Source organism: Sphingobium sp. ba1 (assembly GCF_000743655.1).
Lineage (GTDB): Bacteria > Pseudomonadota > Alphaproteobacteria > Sphingomonadales > Sphingomonadaceae > Sphingobium.
Genome location: NZ_JPPQ01000062.1, coordinates 1 through 1,891, shown reverse-complemented (window position 1 = coordinate 1,891; position 1,891 = coordinate 1). Strand labels below are relative to the sequence as shown.

General features: G+C 67.2%; 1 protein-coding gene and 1 pseudogene (1 of these 2 cut by a window edge). Both read right to left on the bottom strand.

The genetic code is table 11. From position 1 onward, the window contains the following. Positions 1–984: pseudogene (locus IL54_RS02855) on the bottom strand (error-prone DNA polymerase) (it extends 2,618 nt beyond the left edge of the window). Then, positions 981–1,891 (bottom strand): DinB/UmuC family translesion DNA polymerase (locus IL54_RS24555; protein ID WP_037473069.1); only part of this gene is annotated, 911 nt, incomplete at its 5' end. The gene IL54_RS24555 and the pseudogene IL54_RS02855, both read right to left, overlap by 4 nt.

The following is a 1,891-nucleotide window of genomic DNA, read 5'->3' as shown; positions in this document are numbered from 1 at the left end:
CCGTTCGGCATTGGCGTGCAATAGGCGCCCCGCCGTTCTGAGGGTCGTACCCGTCCTGATGCAGGTCAGGACATCCTGCACGGGACGCGCGGTTTCGGCGGCATAGAGTATGTCGTTCGTCGCGATCAGCGGCACGCCCACGTCACTGGCGGCAGCTTGCATCATCGCCATATGACGGGCATCGCGGCCTTCGTAGCGCATGGACAGACCAAGCCAGACGCGGCCGGGTGCCTTTTCCTGCAATCGTTGCGCTACCTGTTGCCATGTCGGTGGGGAAGAAGGCGGCACCAGGCGTAAATGCCCGGACGGTGCCTCCTCTTCTTCATCCTCGGTGGCATAGGCCGGGGGTGTGCGATGGGCCTGTTGCGCCTGCCCGGTAGAAAAGGGCAGGACGATCAACAGCATATCTTCAAGATGCGCGAGCAAATCGCTGAACCGCAGGATGCAGTCGCCCTTGACTGCCCGGATATTCCCCTTGGTCAGCAATCGGGTCAGCCGCCCCCATCCCAGGCGGGTCGTCGGATAGGCGATGATGTCCGGCGTGCCATCGACGAACACCAGCCGCGCGCCAACGATCAGCCGCAGATCGGTTTCACACGCTGCTTCTTCCTGTGGTGTCAGTAGGGCGGATTCGCCCTTCTCCTCCCGCGCTTTCAACAGCCCGGCGCGTGCCTTGTCCGGTGCCTCACGCAGCGCGACATACGCGCGAACGACACCGGCCACGCTGTTCCTGTCGGCAATACCGATCGCCTTGAGGCGGAGATGGATCGCCTGTCCGACCAGGTCGGCCGGATGCGATGCGCCATGCAGGAAACTATAATGGCTCATCGCCACCAGTTCGGCGAAATCTGGTCCCCCCTTGTCCAGAGGCCGATGCTCCTCCACTCGCCTTCCAGCCGTACGCTTTGCCGCCAACTGGTCCAGCTCGCGCCGGTCGGCCGATTTGGGTTTGGCTGGGTCCGGTCCTTTGCGGCGGCTGCTCATGCGAACAGGCCGTGGAGATACCAGCCGGGGTCAGGCGTCTCCGCGCCATAGAGGCCGTGGCGGAACAGCCAGTAGCGGCGGCCGCGCGCATCCTCGACGCGGTAATAATCGCGCGTCTTGCCGATACTGTCCCCCTCGATCGCGCCATCCTTCGCACGCCACCATTCGGGCGCGATCCGTTCGGGGCCTTCGAAGCGGACCACGTCATGCAGCGCGCGCCGCCAGCGGAAGCGGTGCGGCGGACCATCGGGCACGCCCGCGACCACGTCGATGGACTGGGGCGGATCGAACAAATGAATGGGGCGCAGCGGCGGGTCGCCCGGTTCGCCGACCGGTCCCCAGTCGGCGGGCGCGCGCACTTCGACGGCGGGCAAGGCCAGTTGCGCTTGTTCGGGAATGTGGCTGTCGCGCGGCACCAGGCGCTGGATGCGTCCGCGCCCGGCCCGGATCGACAGCCGATCGACCAGCGCCGCCACGCTTTCGCCCTTGCGCGCTTCGCCCCCTTCGAGCGCCAATTGGGTCGCGGCCATCGGCTCGGCCAGCGGCACGGTCAGGCGCAGCATGTCGAAGCCGAAGCCGGGATCTATGGGATCGGACAGGGAGGCGATCCGCTCGCGCATCAGCCGCAGGATGGACGGGGCATCGCGCACGGGCAGGCCGGTTTCGACGCGCAGCGGGAAGGCGAGGCCATCGCTGCGGAAGAAGGTCGCTTCGAACCGACGTCCCCCCTGCCCGCGTTCGGCCAGTTGCTCGCCAGCTTCGGCGGCCATCTCCTCCAGCCGCTTGAGCGCATAGGCGGTGCTGCCGATCGGTTCGGCAAAGCGGCGGTCGATGCGGATGGCGGGGCGGGCGCGGCGGGGCGCGAGCGGGCGATGCCCCAGTCCCAACAGCGCATGGAGCGCATCGA